Genomic DNA, 16083 nt, shown 5'->3' with positions numbered 1-16083 from the left:
CTCACCGACTACGGTCGAGCCATGAGCGACATCGCTGCCACCCCCGCCGACCCGTACCTCCTGCTGCCGCTGCGCCAGCGGATCCTGGAGCAGCGCCTGGGCGTGCGCGCCCTGCACCTGCACCGCACGGGCCATCCCGAGCTCTCCCACCGCTTCGTCGAGGACACCGCCGAGAACATCTACTCGGTCTCGAAGACCGTCACCGCCCTCGCCGTCGGGATCGCGCAGGCCGAGGGGCTGCTGCGGGTCGAGGACCTGCTCACAGACCACCTGCCCGCCCCGACCGGAGGGTACGGGCAGGGCGTGGACGAGGTGCGGCTGCGGCACCTGCTGACCATGACCTCCGGCTCCCCGGTGCTCGGCTTCCTCGACGCCGAGCGCGAGCACGAGGACCTCACCGCCCACCTGCTCGCCACCGACCTCACCGCCGCGCCGGGGGAGCGGTTCGAGTACTCCAACGGCTCGATCTTCCTACTCGCCCGCGTGATCGAGGAGCGCACCGGGCAGACCCTGCGCGATTGGCTGATGCCGCGCCTGTTCGCACCGCTCGGGATCCTGAACCCGCAGTGGTTCACCACCCGTGACGGCCGCACGTGGGGCGCGACCGGCCTGCACCTGAAGAGCGGTCAGCTCGCCCGCCTCGGCCGCCTCCTCCTGGACCGCGGCGCCCACGAGGGCACCCAGCTCGTCCCCGCCGACTGGATCGACGCCCTCCACGCCGAGGGCACCTGGGTCACGACCGGCGACCCCGAGCCGGAGGCGGCCCGTTACGGCTTCGGGGTCTGGGACTGCACGGTCGACGGGGCCTGGCGGGCCGACGGTGCCTACGGTCAGTTCCTGCTGGTCCTGCCCGCGCAGCAGGCCGTGCTCACCGTGACCTCGCACCTCGAGGGCCGCGCCGGCGCCGAGATCCTCCGCGCCGTGTGGGAGGAGCTGCTGCCGCTGCTGTGAAAGGTCCGGCGTCGCCGTCCGGTGCGTGCCGCGAGGGCCGACCCTGCCGCGACCGGCGCGGCTCGTTGCCTGAGCCGCGCCCCAGGCCCGCACCGGTAGGTTTGTCCCATGGATCCTTCCGTCCTTCTGAACATCGCCCTCGTGCTGCTCTTCGTGCTGATCGGCGGCGTGTTCGCGGGCACCGAGATGGCGATCGTGAATCTCCGCGAGTCGCAGATCGACCAGCTCGAGGAGTCCGGGCCCCGCGGCGCGAAGACCGCGACGATGGTCCGCGACCCCAACCAGTTCCTCTCCGCGGTGCAGATCGGCGTGACCGTCGCCGGGTTCTTCTCCTCCGCCTACGGCGCCTCCACGATCGCGCCGTCGCTCGTGCCGGTGCTGACGGGGCTGGGCCTGCCGGAGGCCACCGCCGGGACCGCCGCGCTGATCGGGATGACGCTGATCATCGCCTACCTCTCCCTCGTGTTCGGCGAGCTCGTCCCCAAGCGCCTGGCCATGCAGAACGCGCTGGGGATGACGCGGATCGTCGGCCCGCCGCTGCACCTGTTCGGGCAGCTGATGCGCCCGGTGATCTGGCTGCTGTCGGCCTCCACCAACCTCGTCGTGCGCCTGCTGGGCGGCGACCCGAACGCGAACCGCGAGGCGGTCTCCGCCGAGGAGATCAAGGCGATGGTCCGCGACTCCGACGCCCTGGACCAGGCCGAGTCGCGGGTGCTGGCCGACGTGTTCGACGCCTCCGAGCGCACCGTCGTCGAGGTCATGCAGCCCCGCCACCAGGTCCACTTCCTCGACGGTCGCCAGAGCGTCGAGGAGAGCCGACAGGAGATCCGCGACACCGGTTTCTCCCGCTATCCCGTCACCGGCGACGACGTCGACGACGTGCTCGGCTTCGTGCACGTGCGTGACATGCTCCTGGTCGAGGACCCGGTCCGCACCCGCATGTCGGAGCTGGTGCGCCCCATCGAGCACATCCCCGGCACCGTCCAGGTGCTCTCGGCGCTGAACCGGATGCGTGCCCACGCCGACCAGATCGCCGTGGTCGTGGACGAGTACGGCGGCACCGACGGCATCGTCACCCTCGAGGACCTGCTCGAGGAGCTCGTCGGCGAGATCTACGACGAGTTCGACGCGGACACCTGGCCCGCTCCCGGCGGACTGGACAGCATCCTCGCGGCGGACGGCACCTTCGAGGGCGGCCTGATCCTGCAGGAGTTCGAGGCCGCGACCGACATCTCCCTGCCGGACACCGGCGGCTACGAGACCGTCGGCGGCTTCCTCATGGCGCAGCTGGGTCGCATCCCCGAGGCCGGGGACACGGTCGCGGTCGACGGCGGCACCCTCGAGGTCGCCGAGGTCGACGAGCGCCGGGTGAAGACGGTGCGCTTCATCCCGGGGACGCCCGCCGAGGGCGAGGAGCAGGCAGACGAGGAGACTCCCTCCGTCTGAGCCGGCGGGGCCCGCCCCCGCCGCGCCTCGCCTCCGCTGCCGCCCGCGCCGTTCCCGAGCCGATCGGTCGGGGCTCAGCCCTGCCATCGGGGCATCTCGCGAGTAGGGTCGAGGACATGCACTCCGTCCCGGGACCGTGCTCCCGGGTACCCACACCTCGGGAGGACCTCTCATGGCTCGCAGCACCTTCGCCCAGCTTCTCGTCGCCCAGCTCCGCGACCTCGGCGTGGAGCGCATCTACGGGGTGGTCGGCGACTCGCTGAACCCCGTGGTCGACGCCGTCCGCACCACCGAGGGCATCGAGTGGGTGCACGTGCGCAACGAGGAGGCCGGCGCCTTCGCCGCGGGAGCCGAGGCCCGACTGACCGGGAAGCTCGCCGTGTGCGCCGGCTCCTGCGGCCCCGGCAACACCCACATGATCCAGGGCCTGTACGACGCGCACCGCGACAACGCCCCCGTCCTCGCGATCGCCTCCCACATCCCCTCGGAGAAGATCGGCACCGGCTTCTTCCAGGAGACCCATCCGGAGCGGCTGTTCCAGGAGTGCTCCCACTTCTGCGAGATGGTCAACTCCGGCCCCCACGGCGCGACGATGCTGCACATCGCGATCCAGACCGCGATCGCGAAGAGCGGCGTCTCCGTGCTGGTGCTGCCCGGCGACGTCGCCGACCAGGAGGTCGACGCCCCGCTCACCCGGGATCTCGCCACCGAGCTCGGCGCGGTCCAGCCCGCCGCAGGCCCCGTCGGCCGCCTCGCCGAGCTGATCGACGAGGCGGACACGGTGATGCTGTTCGCCGGCGCCGGGGTGCGCGGCGCCCGCGAGGAGGTGCTCGCGCTCGCCGAACGGGTCAAGGCGCCGATCGGCCACGCCTTCGGCGGCAAGGAGTGGATGCAGTACGACAACCCCTACGACGTGGGGATGAGCGGCCTGCTCGGCTATGGCGCCTGCTACGACGCGATGCACGAGGCGGATCTCGTGATCCTGCTGGGCACCGACTTCCCCTACAGCGAGTTCCTGCCGCGCGAGAACGGCAAGGGTGCGCCGCGTATCGTGCAGATCGACGCCGACGCGTCCCGGCTGGGCCGCCGCGTGGGCCTCGACCTCGCCGTGCACGGCGACGTCGCGCTCACCCTCCAGGCGGTGCTGCCGCTGCTGACGTCCACCAAGGGGCACCGCTACCTGCACCGCCAGCTGAAGGCCCACCACAAGGCGCTCTCCGGTGTGGTCGCCGCGTACACGAAGAACGTTGAGCGGATGACGCCCATCCACCCCGAGTTCGTCGCCGCGACGCTCGACGAGCTCGCCGACGACGACGCGGTGTTCACCGTGGACACCGGCATGTGCAACGTCTGGGGCGCCCGCTACATCACCCCCAACGGGAAGCGGCGCGTGTTCGGCTCCTGGCACCACGGCACCATGGCCAACGCCCTCCCCCAGGCGATCGGCGCCTCGAAGGCGTTCCCCGGCCGGCAGGTGATCTCGATGAGCGGCGACGGCGGGCTCGGCATGCTGATGGGCGAGCTGCTGACCGTGAAGCTGCATGAGCTGGACACCAAGATCCTCGTGTTCAACAACTCCAGCCTCGGCATGGTCAAGCTCGAGATGCTCGTGGAGGGCCTGCCCGATCACGGCACCGACCACGAGGCCGTGGACTACGCCGCGATCGCCGAGGGCGTGGGCATCGGCGCGGTGCGCATCACAGAGCCGAAGAAGCTGAAGAAGCAGCTCGCCGCCGCGCTCGCGACCCCCGGCCCGGTGCTCATCGACGTGGTCACCGACCCCGACGCCCTCTCCATGCCTCCGAAGATCACCGCCCAGCAGATCCGCGGCTTCGCCACCGCCTCGACGAAGATCGTGCTCGGCGGCGGCGTGGGAAGGATGGTCGACATGGCCGCGAGCAACCTGCGGAACATGCCGCGGTGATGCGCGGCGAGGCAGACGGGCCGGGCTGGTCGCACTGGTGGTGACTCCGCTGATGATCCTGCGAGACGGCCTCGTCCCCCTCCTCGCATGACCTCCTCGCGCGACGAGCGGGCCTTTCAGGCCCGGCGAGGGCCTGTCCTTCGGCCGGGTGCCCACCTGATTCGTCTACAGTGACCGAACGGGCACGCCATGCGCCCCGTCGAGCTCCTCGGCAAGGGAGAGGTGGGTCTCGTGGACGGGTGTTGCGCGGTCGCGGTGCGGCACGATCACGAAGGTCTCGTCGCTCCCGCACGGCACGCGGTGCAGGACCGAGCCCGAGGGAGCGGGGTCGGGAGGCTTGTCGTCACCGCCCCCTCGCCGAGCACATCTTCGATCATCGCCTCGAGGAGGACGATTCGCCGTGGCAGGACTGATCCACCCCACCTCCCTGGAGCGCTGGCAGGAGTGGCAGAGCACGCGGAACCGAGCCCGTCGGGTCAAGCACGCCGTGACCGGCGCGCTGCGCTCCCGCCGCGGCACGAACCAGCTGCCGGGCCTCGTGCTCCACTCTCGTGAGGGCGAGGGCTCAGCGCGTCTGCTGATCGCTGTGGACTCCGCCTCCCCGGCGTCCCGGTCGAGCCTCCTGACCGCCCTGCCTTACCTGCGCATCGGCGTGGACGTGCTGAGCCCGACGGGCGTGGACCTGCCTGAGCTCGGGGGCGACGAATGGGCCCACGAGCGGATCGAACCGGCCACCATCCGCGACGAGCAGCGCCGCCGCCTCGCCGTGGTGCTGGACGCACGCGGGATCGGTGCGGTGCTTACCCTCGGCCAGGACCTCGCGGCGGGCCGCGCCGCGCACGAGTGGGCGCTCGCGACGGACACCGCCTCCGCCGTGGTCCAGCACCGGGTGCTGACCCCCTACGCCCCGCCGCTGCCGCCCCGCACCACGCTGCTGGCCTGGAGCGATGCCGATGCGGAGTTCTACCGCTCAGGACGGGACGACGTGGAGGTGCGCACCGTCGGCTCCCAGCTGCTGTGGCAGGCCGGGAAGGAGAGCGCCGAGGAGGTCGACGTGACCGGGCAGCGCCCCGTGTTCCTCGGCCAGATGCACGTCTCAGAGCTTCCGCGCCGGACCACCGCCGGCATCGCCTATTCCTTCTGCCGTGCCGAGGAGGCGCTGTACCGTCCGCATCCCTCGGAGGACGACGTCCTCTCCCGCGCCGCGCACACGCTCCTGCGGCGCCGAGGCGTGGATTTCCAGGACAGCTCCGTCCCGCTGCACGAGGTGCACGCCCCGGTGGTCGGCATCGTCTCCACCGGCGTGCTCGAGGCCGCCGCGCGCGGCATCCCCTCATGGGTCACGGGGGAGAGGGTGCCCGCCTGGGTGCGGGAGCTCTGGGACCGCTACGACATGCGCCGCTGGGGCGGCGAGCCCACGCCGGCGCTGCCTTCGGGGGCCGACGAACCCTCCCGCCTCATCGCCCAGATCCTCGAGGGAGCGGGATGACGGCGCCGGCGGTGCCGCTCCGGAGGACGCAGGGAACGGCCGTGAACGACACGCAGCGGCTCGGGCTGCGGATGACGTGGATGGACCTCGTCCGTGGCGGCGCCATCGTGCTGGTGGTCTTCTGGCATGCCGCGTCGGTCCCCGATCAGCTGCTCGACGGCGCCGAGCCCGGCTACTACGTCAGGAAGCTCAACGCGGCCCTCGGACCGTTCCGCATCCCGATGCTGCTGGTGCTCTCCGGCCTGCTCGTGGAGCGGTCGCTGGCCAAGGGCACGTGGAGGTACGTGACGGGCAAGCTCCGCCACGTCGCCTGGCCCTACGCAGTGTGGCTGACCATCATCTTCGCGACGATGGGCTGGCTGAGCAGCCTCACCCACGTGAAGGTGTGGGTCTCCGGCGGGATCCTCTGGTACATGGTCGCGCTGCTGTTCTGCTACGCCGCCGCGATGCTGCGGCCCCGGTGGATGCCCTGGCTGCTCTTCGCGGCGCTGCCGCTGGCCGTGCTGTGGCTGGTCGAGCCGGGCATCCCCATCCTGGACCGGTACCTCTGGTACGGGGCGTTCTTCTTCTTCGGCGCGGCGGTGGGGCCGCACCTGGCCACGATCCAGACGCGGATGCCGGTCTGGGCCGCGGCGCTGCTCGCGCTGATCACCCTGGGCGGCGGGTACATCGTGGCCAAGCGGCTGCTGGTCTCGCAGACTCCCGAGTACCTCCCCGTCTCGCTGGCGGGGATCCTCTTCGTGCTCTGGCTCGCGCCCCGCATCCCCCGGTGGCCCCTCACGCGGCTGCTGGAGTGGTACGGGCGCAATTCGATCGTGATGTACGTGGGGCATGCGTTCGCCGCCTACGCGACCGTGCGCGTGCTCGACGTGACCGGCACGGAGAACATGCCCTATGTGATCCCGCTGATGATGATCACGACGTTCGGCGTCCCCACTCTGCTGGTCCTCGCGCGCCGGCGGATCGAGTCGCTGTTCGTGTTCCCCGAGCTGCGGCGCTCGCGCCCTGCCGCGCTCGCCCCGCGCCACCTCGCGGTGACGGGGACGTGAAAGCGAACCCGTTCGCGAGGAGCCCTGCACTCTCGAGCGCGGAGCGGTGTCAGGCTCGCAGGCGACCGGACGGACGGAGGAGGACGGAGCATGTGGGAGCTTGACGGCGCGCTCCAGCACTACGCCTGGGGATCGACCGACGCGCTGCCGGAGTTCCTGGGGCGCGAGGCCGACGGGACGCCCTGGGCTGAGGTCTGGTTCGGCGCACACCCTGTCGCGCCCTCCCTTCTCCCGGCAGGTCGTGCGCTGGACGAGGCGATCGCCGCGGAGCCGCGCAGGATGCTCGGCGACGGCGTGTCCCGCGCCTTCGCGCAGCGCCTGCCGTACCTGCTCAAGGTCATCGCCCCCGACCGACCGCTGTCGCTGCAGGTGCATCCCGGTCGTGAGCACGCCGCGGAGTCCTTCGCGGCGGAGAACGCCGCCGGGCTGCCGCTGGACTCGCCGCAGCGCAGGTACCGCGACGCCAACCACAAGCCTGAGATGCTCGTGGCGCTGACGCGCTTCGAGGCGCTGTGCGGCTTCCGCACTCCCCGCCGCGCGGCGACCCTGCTCGAAGGACTGGGGACGGAGCTCACCGACCGGCTGCACGAGCTCCTCGTGCAGCAGCCGACGGCCCACGGGATGCGGGCGGCGTTCCGGTCCCTCGTCTCGGCATCGATGCGGCCGGGCCCCGAGGCGGTGCGGGGCGTGGTCGAGGCATGTCGCCACCGTCTGGGAGCGGGGGAGTCGCCCTCGCCCCGGATCGACCGCTGCGTGGTCCACCTCGCGGAGCACCATCCCGGCGACCCCGGTGTGGTGGCGGCCCTCCTGCTGAATCCGGTCAGCCTGCAGCCGGGTGAGGCCCTCTACGTCCCCGCCGGGACCCTTCACTCGTATCTCCACGGGGTAGGGCTCGAGATCATGGCTGCGAGCGACAACGTGCTGAGGGCGGGGCTGACGCCGAAGCTGGTCGACGCCGACGAGATGCTCCAGTGCGTGAGCGTCCAGGCCGCGCCGCCGCTGCGGGTCGCCCCCGAGCGCCAGAGCGCCGCCTCCGTCGCCTACTACGCCCCGGTCGACGACTTCGAGCTGTCGATCACGACGCTCGAGGGATCGCTCGGCGAGCATCGGTTCCCCCTTCGTGTTCCGGGCGGCGGCCCCCGCATCCTCCTGGGGCTGGAGGGAGAGGTGCTGCTGGAGAGCGGCCTCGGTCGTCACGTGCTCGGCGCGGGACGTGCGCTGTTCGTGCCGGCCTCCGCCGGTGAGCTTCGGGCCGGAGGAGCGGGGCGCTTCGCCCAGGCGAGCGTCCCGTGATCCGTCACCGGCTCCTGGGCGCGGGATCGCTGCTCTGCGCCTCCGCCAACTGCTCCCGGATCTCCTGCACGAACTCGATCACCGCGCTGCCGCCGTTGACGGGGCCGCCGGCGAGCTGGCCGTCGGCCCCCAGCAGCACCGCGCTCGGCGCGCTCGTGCCGCCGAGCGCGGTGCGGGCGGTGAACTGCAGATCATGCAGGGCGTACCCCGCCACGCGGTCCGTCGTCCGCTCGCGCAGCTGGTCCAGCGGGCGGGAGAACACGAACCGCACCTGCAGCGTCTGCTCCAGCTCGCCGATCCACTCCTCGGCGTGGTCCAGCACCCGTTCGCACGGCCCGCAGCCCTCGGTGACGAACACCAGCAGCGCCGCCCGCTGCGCGGTGAGCTGGGTGAGGGTGATCAGGCGGCCGTCGGCCTGCTGCAGCACCGCCGCCGGGATCGGGCTGCGTTCGTAGTCCAGCAGCTCGTCCTCGTCCGCATCGGCCGCGGCAGGGGCGGGAGCGGTCGAGGCGTCGGCATCGGGCTCGGCGACGCTTCCGCCGATCGTGGCGGCCGTCAGCGCGATCGCGATCAGCAGCGCTAGCCCGAAACCGATCAGCCCCATCGGCGCCTGCACCAGGAGAGTGGTCATCGCGCCGCTCGCGGCGGCGACCACGGCCAGAACGCCCAGGACGCTGAGGATCACGTTCCGCACCAGCGTGGTGCGGGAGACGGTGGGGGAGGCGAGGGTGCCGAAGCAGGAGCAGTGCACCTGCTCCTCGAAGGTCAGCGCCCGCGCGATGATCACCAGATAGGTGAACATCAGGAGCGCCACCAGCCCTGCGAGAAGCACCTGCAGGGGCGGCAGCGGGATCCACAGCGCGAGCGCCAGGAAGATCTCCATGGCCGGGAGCACCGAGGCGGCCGAGGCGTGGAACGCCGGCAGCGGGAGGCGCAGCGAGCGCATCGCGTCCTGGGTCCCTTCGCGCGCGCCGAGCTTCGCGAGCCCGGAGATCAGCAGGGTGATCGACAGCAGGATCGGTGCCGACAGCAGCACAGCCATTCGGGGGAGCCTCCTCGCGTCGGCCCGGCCTTCGGGACGGCGTCCCCTCCATTGTCCGGCATCGATCACCGACGGAACGGGGACGGACAGGTCGTTCGCCCACGGCGCACCGTGCAGGTCGGCGCAGTCCCGCAGGGCGGTTCGCGCCGGAAGCGGGTGCTGCCTCCCGAGCACGTGCCCCGCAGGGAACCAGATCCCGGAGACGCAGGAGTCCGCGAGCGGCAGCTGGTAGCTTCACCGTGACGTGCGGCGCCCGGTCGACCGGACTGCACGGCCGCCGTTCGGTCCGAGGTGACACAGGGGAAGGCGGACTCAGGGGGATGCATATGTGGGGGATGGTGACGGACGAGGTCGTGCACCTGGGCGGCCTCATCGACGGCGGTTCCGACCGCTTGACCGATATCGGGACGTCCGTATTGGGCCAGGCCTGTCGCGAGGACATCTGGCGCGGTGTCGACGCGGACGGTTCCGGAACGCTGCGCGCGAGGTGCGAGATCTGCTGAACGACGTGGCGGAGCAGCTCGAGCAGCAGGCGAGGGTGCTTGAGGAACACGTGATGGAGCAGGACGCGGCGTCTGCGCGAGACAATCTCCTAGCTGATCCAGCGACGCCCTCCGAAGGAGGAGGTGGGACCGAGATGCCGTCGAGGGTCGCCATGGATCTCACCGGCGGAGCGCCGCCTCCCACGGCAGGTGGCGCAGAGCCCGATCAGGGGCAGCCACGCGAGAACCGTGGTGATGATGGAGATGCACCGCCAGCGAACCTCCCTGCTGACGAGGAGGCGGCCCGAAGGGAGTGGGACGCCATGCACCCAGACGGGCCGACCTGGGACGAGATGATGGCGCAGTACCGAGAGGGAGCGCCGGATCGACCTGACTTCGAGTGGGACGACGACTTCCCCTTCGAGTCCAAGAAGGGAGAGGAGACCCTGGGAGACCGGGCTTCGTGGGCGCGATGGGAGGCAATGCTACGCGGCGGGCAGGCTGCACGCCCGGGTCTGGACGACGCCTTGGCGTTCTACGCGCATTACCGCAGTGCCGAGGGCACGCGCATGGAGTTCGACTACGAGGAGGCGTACATCGAGGACGAGAGCGTTCGAGCCAACGTCGATGCACAGATCCGTCAGAGCCAGTACGCCGCGCAGGCCATGGCCGCCGAAGGACGGGACGACTTCTCATTCACTGGGCCTAGTGCCGGAGAGTCCTACTATCCGACGACCGAGAACTGGCAGAAGACGATCGGCGGCTACCAGCAATGGAGCAGCGGCGACGTCACCGTCGACGATCAGGGGAACGCTCGAATGGTCGTCACTGTGCACGCCGAGGACCGCTACAACTTCAACGCGAACAACCAGGACATCGCCACCTCGGAGCCCGACGATGCGAACGGTCGCTTCTCGGAGCTCGGTTGGGCTCAGGGGTTCGACCCCAGTGGAGAAGTCGTACGAGTCGTCGAATGGAACGTGAACTCTCCGGACCAGGTCACGGTGACGACGCCGTGACCTCCGCGCGACCCCGCACCCGCCGTGCCGTGCTGATCGCCGCGGTCCTCGGCGCCACCGCCTGTCTCACCGATCGCGAGGAGGAGCCCGAGATGACTCGAGCCGCGCAGAAGAACATCGAGAAATCCGCACAGACGGACCCCTCGCCGCTGCTGTCCCGCACGCGCGGAATCCCCGAGGAGGCCACGGTGCTGTGGTTCTCGGGGACGACGGGAAACGGCGCCCCGGGCCCCTCCACCTACTGGATCGACGCTCGGATCGAGGTCGACGATGCACAGGCCGAGCAGTGGCGGTCGCTGTGCGAGGAGGCGGGCGAGCCTGCCGCCCCCGACGTCGTCCCCGAGCTCGCCGAAGAGCTCGGGAACGAGGAGTTCAGGGAGTGCCCCGCGCTCGCCGCGAAGTTGGGCGACGGCCAGTGGGAGCAGCGCGCCTGGGTCTCGAACGAGGGCCCGGTCATCGTCCTCACCCTGCTCGGCGAAGGGTGAAGTCGGGGGTCGGGCGATGCTGCGTCCGGCCCGAGGGGAATGGTGCTCAGCACGAACCGTCATCGGACGGCCGGCCCTACCCTGGAGCCATGTCGACTGACGCTCAGCAGGCCTCCACCGCCCTCGACGCCGTCCGACGAGGCGAGATCCTCGCCGACGTCGCCGCGCTGCGGGACTCCTTCGACGCCAGCACCACCCGGCCGCTCGCAGCGCGGATCGCCCAGCTCGACGCCCTCGCCCGCGGCCTCCGCGCCGAACGCCCCCGGCTGCTGAAGGCCCTCGAGCTGGACCTCGGCAAGTCCCGCACCGAATCGCTGATCACCGAGCTGGGCGTGGTCACCCAGGAGATCGCGCACCTGCGGAAGAACCTCCGCGCCTGGCTGCGACCGGAACGCTTCGGACCCGGTCTGCTGCTCGCTCCCTCCAGCGGGCAGATCCGCCGCGAGCCTCTCGGAACCACGCTGATCATCTCCCCGTGGAACTACCCCGTGAACCTCGCGCTCGCCCCGCTGATCGGCGCGATCGCCGGCGGGAACACCGCGATCCTCAAGCCCAGCGAGGTCGCCCCCGCCACCTCCGCCGCGCTCGCGCACCTCGTCCGCGCCCACCTCGACCCGGCCTGGGTGAGAGTCGTCGAAGGCGCCGTCGAGGAGACCACGCTCCTGCTCGAACAGCGCTTCGACCTGATCTTCTACACGGGCAACGGAACCGTCGGCCGGATCGTCGCCCGCGCCGCCGCCGAGCACCTCACCCCCACCGTGCTCGAGCTCGGCGGGAAGTCGCCAGTCTTCGTCGATCGGGGCACCGACCTCGCCACCACCGCCCGCCGCATCGTGTGGGGGAAGTTCACCAATGCCGGGCAGACCTGCGTCGCCCCCGACTACCTCATGGCCGAGCGCTCCACCCTCGACGCCCTCGTGCCCCATCTGAAGGACGCCGTCGCCGCGATGTACGGGCGCGACCCCCGACGCAGCCGCGACTACGGCCGCATGGTGAACCAGAAGCACTTCGACCGCGTGCTTGCCCTGATCGACGACGGCAAGGCTGTGCTCGGCGGCACCGCGGGCGCGGACCGCGCTGAGCGCTACCTCCCGCCGACGATCCTCGACGGTGTGAACTGGGGCGACCCGGTGATGGGCGAGGAGATCTTCGGCCCCGTCCTCCCGCTGCTCGCCGTGGACGGGCCCGACGAGGCGATCTCCCGCATCAACGGGGGCGAGAAGCCGCTGACCGCCTACGTGTTCAGCCCCCGCCCCGAGATCGAGGAGCGGTTCATCGCCGAGACCTCCTCGGGATCCCTCGCCCTCGGCCACACCCTCGCTCACCTCGGCTCCCAGACCATGCCCTTCGGCGGCGTGGGGGAGTCCGGCACGGGGAAGTACCACGGCCTCGCGAGCCTTGAGGTGTTCACGCACGCCAAGCCTGTCGTGAAGAAGCCGCTGCGCCCCGACACGCTGCGGCTGGTCACCCCGCCGTACCGCGGGGCGAAGCGGGCGCTGCTCGGGCGGCTGTTCCGCTGAGCCGCCGCGCAGCGGACGCCGGCGCCTCGGCTCGTTCGACCGCCGTCGGCCGTGCGGATGACCTCACCGCGACGAATGTTTATGGTGACCCCTCCTCGCGGCCATGCTCGGGCCTGACCAGGGCTCTCAGTGATGCGCAGCGGGGCTAGCGGGTCTACCGTCGTTCCATGGCCCGCACGGGTCTGCCGTTCCGACCTCTATGAGCCGATGCGCTCGAGGAGCTCCTCATGACCTTCCCGCCCACCGCTTCGACGGCTTCCCTCGCGCCGCCGAAGAAGCCGTCCCTGTTCAACGGCGCCACCACCCACGGCGTCCGCGGCCAGCGCCGGATCCGCCACCCCTGGGAGCTTCCGCTGCTGTGGGTGGGCGCGGCCGCGACCGTGCTCGGCTACCTCTCCTGGGGCGGTGCGATCGGCGGCACGATCTGGCTGTTCGCCACAGAGGGCGAGGACGCGGTCTCCAAGGCGTGGGAGTACGCCTCGATGCTCCCGCTGGTGATTCAGCTGGTGTTCCTGCTGCCACTGCTGCCGTTTCTGATCTGGTGGGTGCGCGCGATCATGTACGCCCAGCTGCGCGCGACCTCCGTGCGGATGAGCCCCACCCAGTTCCCCGAGGGCTACCGGATGGTGGCCGAGGCCGCCGCCCAGTTCGGGATGCGCAACGTCCCGGACGCCTACGTGACCATGGGCAACGGCGTGATCAACGCCTTCGCCTCCGGCCACGGGTTCCGCCGCTTCGTGGTGGTGCACTCGGACCTGTTCGAGGTCGGCGGTCAGGGCCGTGACCGCGACGCGCTGAAGTTCGTGATCGGCCACGAGGTGGGCCACCTCGCCGCCGGCCACGTCTCCTACTTCCGTCTGCTGTTCACCAACCTGCTCTCCCTGGTCCCGCTCCTGGGCCCGGCCCTGTCCCGCTCCCAGGAGTACACCGCCGACAACTTCGGCTACAGCTTCGCGCCCGAGGGCTCCGCCGGCGTGATGGGCCTGCTCTCGGGCGGGAAGTACCTCAACACCGAGGTCAACGTCCACGAGCTCGCCGACCGTGCCGCGACCGACCCGAGCTTCTTCGTGCACTGGGTCAACTGGGGCTCCTCCCACCCGATCACCACCTGGCGCGCCCACGCCCTGCGCGACCGCTCCAAGCCCGGCGCGCTGTGGATCCGCCCCAAGGGACACCTCTTCGACTCGCCGCTGCCGGCCGGTCACCGCTGGTCCTCCCTGTACCCGAGCCCCGGCGAGGCGATCGCACTGCTGGACCAGGCCAGCCAGATCCGTCCCGATGGCTACGGCGAGCAGTTCGGCCGCTTCACCGGCGTGCCGACACCCCACCGCCCGACGGCCCGGGCCGTGCAGACCGCCGCGCCGCTGCTCAGCGGACGCTCCGGCTACGTCATCCCGCCCGGCCCGTACAACGACGACGCCCGCGGCCCGCGTGCCGGAGCGCAGGCGAACTCCTTTGCGCCGCCGGCTCCGAACGCGCAGCAGGGACCGCAGGGTCCCGGCAGCTTCGGACCGGGTCAGGGCCCCTCGCAGTCGTCCTGATCTCCAGCGGCCGCGCGTCACCGCCTCGACGGGTGGCGCCCGGCCGCTGCGGTGTCCCTCCGGTCACCACACCCTCCACAGATGTGCACTCACTGCATAAGGTGGCAGGGTGATCCCCGACTACAGCGTGCCGACCCCTGCGGTGCGTCGTAAGCCCCTGCTCGCCGTCCTCCTCGCACCCCTGTTCATGGCCCTCATCGCCGTGAGCGTCATCAACGTCGCCCTCACCGCGATCGGCGAGGGCCTCGAGGCGGACACCGGCTCGCTGCAGTGGGTCATCTCCGGCTACGCCCTCTCCTTCGCGATCCTGCTGGTCCCCGCCGGGCGCGCAGGGGACGCGACCGGGCGTCGGCGCATGTTTCTGATCGGCGTCGGGATCTTCACCCTCGGCTCGCTGATGTCGGGCCTCGCCCCGAACGTCGAGATGCTGAACCTCGCCCGCATCTTCCAGGGCGTCGGCTCGGGGCTGCTGAACCCGCAGACCGTCGCCCTGATCCAGCAGCACTTCCGCGGCCAGGACCGGGCGCGAGCCTTCGCGCTGCTGGCCACCACCGTCGCCGTGGCGACCGCCATCGGTCCCGTGATCGGCGGCCTGCTGATCCAGGTGCTCGGCCCGAACTGGGGCTGGCGCTGGATGTTCCTCATGAACGTACCCATCGGCATCGGCGCGATCATCGGCACCTTCCGCTACATCCCCGACGACCGCGCGCGCGGGAAGGGCCGCCCCGACCTCGACCCCGTCGGCACGATCCTGCTGTGCCTGGCGATCCTCGGGATCATGCTGCCCTTCCTCGAGCGCGGCGTGAACGCGCTGGTGTGGCTGTCCTTCCCTGCCGGCCTGCTGGTGTTGGGGCTGTGGTGGACCTGGGAGCGGCGCTACAAGAGCCGCGGCAGCTCGCCCATGGTCGACACCGCGATCTTCGCCAACAAGGCATTCCGCAACGGCATCCTCATCGTCTCGGTGTACTTCCTCGGCGCGACCAGCGTGTGGATCATCGTGCCGCTGTTCCTGCAGATGCACCTCCACCACACCGCCTTCGAGGCGTCCCTGCTGGGGCTGCCCTCCTCGATCGCCGCCGCGATCAGCTCCCAGATCGCCGGCCGCTACGTGCTCACCCTGGGCCGGCGCATGGTGATCGCCGGATTCGGCGTCGCGTTCCTGGGCCTGCTGGGAACGACGCTGCTGGCCGGCTTCGTGGAGTCCGGCGCGGTCGCGTTCTGGTGGCTCGCCGCACCGCTGATGCTGATGGGCCTGAGCCAGGGCATGACCATCTCCCCGAACCAGACCCTCACCCTGAACTCCGTGGACCCCCGCTTCGGCGGCGTCGCCGGCGGCATCCTCCAGCTCGGCCAGCGCCTCGGTGCCGCGATCGGCACCGCTATGATCCCCGGCATCATCTTCTCCCTCACCGACGGCGGCACCGCCTGGCTCGAAGCGTTCACGATCGCGCTGGTGATCATCATGGCGCTGACCCTCGCCGCGATGGGCGTCAGCTTCGCCGACCGCGCCCGCGAGAAGGAGGCACCCGGGGCGCTGTGAGCCCCGGGCATGCATCGCACATCGGGCCGACCAGCCGCGCCCGCAGCCCACGGTCGTCGCCGCCGAGAACGCGGCGGCGCCGAAGGGCTCGGCATCATCACCCTGCGCGCGCTGCCCGGGCCCTACGAGATCGAGACCCCGAGCCGCGATAGGCGTCTGGACCCGGTGCCCGCCCGGATGAACGTGCTGCCGCTGCTGAGCCACTGGACTCCGGTGCCACTTCTGGCCGGCTACGCCACGGGCGTCCAGGATCGCGATGGCGAGTCCGGGACCGCGCCGAACGCGTGAAACGGCAGGGCAGC

General features: G+C 71.1%; 14 protein-coding genes. 13 read left to right on the top strand and 1 reads right to left on the bottom strand.

Annotation, left to right across the window (positions count from 1 at the left end; genetic code table 11):
• Window positions 1-21: 21 nt before the first annotated feature.
• From DEU31_RS11295 to manA, 6 genes are all read left to right on the top strand, one after another.
• Complete coding sequence (locus DEU31_RS11295) at window positions 22-951, top strand: serine hydrolase domain-containing protein (RefSeq protein WP_133677190.1); 930 nt, start codon at window positions 22-24, stop codon at window positions 949-951.
• 108 nt (window positions 952-1059) lie between these two features.
• Window positions 1060-2397, top strand: a complete 1338-nt coding sequence (locus DEU31_RS11290; protein WP_133677189.1) for a hemolysin family protein — start codon at window positions 1060-1062, stop codon at window positions 2395-2397.
• A 172-nt stretch (window positions 2398-2569) separates the two neighbouring features.
• Window positions 2570-4321, top strand: a complete 1752-nt coding sequence (locus DEU31_RS11285; RefSeq protein ID WP_133677188.1) for a pyruvate dehydrogenase — start codon at window positions 2570-2572, stop codon at window positions 4319-4321.
• A 400-nt stretch (window positions 4322-4721) separates the two neighbouring features.
• Window positions 4722-5810, top strand: coding sequence for a hypothetical protein (locus tag DEU31_RS11280; RefSeq protein ID WP_133677187.1), 1089 nt, complete (start codon window positions 4722-4724; stop codon window positions 5808-5810).
• A gap of 41 nt (window positions 5811-5851) precedes the next feature.
• Window positions 5852-6859 (top strand): acyltransferase, encoded by a 1008-nt coding sequence (locus tag DEU31_RS11275; protein ID WP_166649480.1) that lies wholly within the window; start codon window positions 5852-5854, stop codon window positions 6857-6859.
• A 90-nt stretch (window positions 6860-6949) separates the two neighbouring features.
• On the top strand, window positions 6950-8152 hold the full coding sequence (gene manA / locus DEU31_RS11270) for a mannose-6-phosphate isomerase, class I (RefSeq protein ID WP_133677185.1): 1203 nt from the start codon (window positions 6950-6952) through the stop codon (window positions 8150-8152).
• A gap of 4 nt (window positions 8153-8156) precedes the next feature.
• Here manA and DEU31_RS11265 read toward each other — a convergent pair whose 3' ends face one another.
• Entirely contained in the window at window positions 8157-9194 is a 1038-nt protein-coding gene (locus DEU31_RS11265; RefSeq protein ID WP_133677184.1) for a MauE/DoxX family redox-associated membrane protein, read from the bottom strand.
• A 335-nt stretch (window positions 9195-9529) separates the two neighbouring features.
• Here DEU31_RS11265 and DEU31_RS16845 point away from each other — a divergent pair, with 335 nt between their 5' ends.
• The 7 genes from DEU31_RS16845 to DEU31_RS11235 all read left to right on the top strand — a co-directional run bounded on the left by DEU31_RS16845 (window position 9530) and on the right by DEU31_RS11235 (window position 16069).
• Entirely contained in the window at window positions 9530-9697 is a 168-nt protein-coding gene (locus DEU31_RS16845; RefSeq protein WP_166649479.1) for a hypothetical protein, read from the top strand.
• Window positions 9698-9702: 5 nt separating this feature from the next.
• The gene (locus tag DEU31_RS11260) at window positions 9703-10695 is read left to right on the top strand and encodes a hypothetical protein (protein WP_133677183.1); all 993 of its coding nucleotides are present in this window, start codon (window positions 9703-9705) and stop codon (window positions 10693-10695) included.
• The gene (locus tag DEU31_RS11255) at window positions 10692-11180 is read left to right on the top strand and encodes a hypothetical protein (protein ID WP_133677182.1); all 489 of its coding nucleotides are present in this window, start codon (window positions 10692-10694) and stop codon (window positions 11178-11180) included. Before DEU31_RS11260 ends, DEU31_RS11255 begins: the two co-directional genes overlap by 4 nt.
• Window positions 11181-11269: 89 nt before the next feature.
• Entirely contained in the window at window positions 11270-12700 is a 1431-nt protein-coding gene (locus DEU31_RS11250) for an aldehyde dehydrogenase family protein (RefSeq protein WP_133677181.1), read from the top strand.
• A gap of 227 nt (window positions 12701-12927) precedes the next feature.
• Complete coding sequence (locus DEU31_RS11245) at window positions 12928-14241, top strand: M48 family metallopeptidase (protein WP_133677180.1); 1314 nt, start codon at window positions 12928-12930, stop codon at window positions 14239-14241.
• A 109-nt stretch (window positions 14242-14350) separates the two neighbouring features.
• Window positions 14351-15781, top strand: coding sequence for an MFS transporter (locus DEU31_RS11240; RefSeq protein WP_133677179.1), 1431 nt, complete (start codon window positions 14351-14353; stop codon window positions 15779-15781).
• Between the two features lie 9 nt (window positions 15782-15790).
• On the top strand, window positions 15791-16069 hold the full coding sequence (locus DEU31_RS11235; RefSeq protein WP_133677178.1) for a hypothetical protein: 279 nt from the start codon (window positions 15791-15793) through the stop codon (window positions 16067-16069).
• Window positions 16070-16083: the final 14 nt, after the last annotated feature.

The sequence above is a fragment of the Brachybacterium sp. AG952 genome, assembly GCF_004362645.1.
Lineage (GTDB): Bacteria > Actinomycetota > Actinomycetes > Actinomycetales > Dermabacteraceae > Brachybacterium > Brachybacterium conglomeratum.
The sequence above is the reverse complement of the archived record's forward strand: the minus strand, read 5'-3'. Positions and strand labels throughout refer to the sequence as shown.

Coding starts and splice junctions, on each gene's coding strand:
- DEU31_RS11295 (WP_133677190.1), top strand. CDS start 22: ATGAGCGACATCGCTGCCACCCCCGCCGACCCGTACCTCCTGCTGCCG.
- DEU31_RS11265 (WP_133677184.1), bottom strand. CDS start 9,194: ATGGCTGTGCTGCTGTCGGCACCGATCCTGCTGTCGATCACCCTGCTG.
- DEU31_RS11250 (WP_133677181.1), top strand. CDS start 11,270: ATGTCGACTGACGCTCAGCAGGCCTCCACCGCCCTCGACGCCGTCCGA.
- DEU31_RS11235 (WP_133677178.1), top strand. CDS start 15,791: ATGCATCGCACATCGGGCCGACCAGCCGCGCCCGCAGCCCACGGTCGT.
- DEU31_RS16845 (WP_166649479.1), top strand. CDS start 9,530: ATGGTGACGGACGAGGTCGTGCACCTGGGCGGCCTCATCGACGGCGGT.
- DEU31_RS11285 (WP_133677188.1), top strand. CDS start 2,570: ATGGCTCGCAGCACCTTCGCCCAGCTTCTCGTCGCCCAGCTCCGCGAC.
- DEU31_RS11290 (WP_133677189.1), top strand. CDS start 1,060: ATGGATCCTTCCGTCCTTCTGAACATCGCCCTCGTGCTGCTCTTCGTG.
- DEU31_RS11245 (WP_133677180.1), top strand. CDS start 12,928: ATGACCTTCCCGCCCACCGCTTCGACGGCTTCCCTCGCGCCGCCGAAG.
- manA (WP_133677185.1), top strand. CDS start 6,950: ATGTGGGAGCTTGACGGCGCGCTCCAGCACTACGCCTGGGGATCGACC.